Here is a 238-nt window from a genome sequence, read left to right on the forward strand (position 1 = left end):
ATGGCGCGGGGAGGCTCTCCCGCCGCCGACGCGGAGCTCGGCGCACTCGCATGGCCGCCGATCGTGAACGCGCTCCACCTGCGGGCCTGACGCTCAGAGCGCCGGCGCGACCTCGACCTCCGGGGCACGATCGGTGAATGCGGTCTTCGGGACGAACACGAGGATCACGGAGGCGACGAGCGCCGTCACCCCGCAGACGATCCACACCGTGAAGTACCCGGCGAGCGAACCGGCGGTG

The organism is Microbacterium sp. H6 (assembly GCF_003314775.1).
Lineage (GTDB): Bacteria > Actinomycetota > Actinomycetes > Actinomycetales > Microbacteriaceae > Microbacterium > Microbacterium oxydans.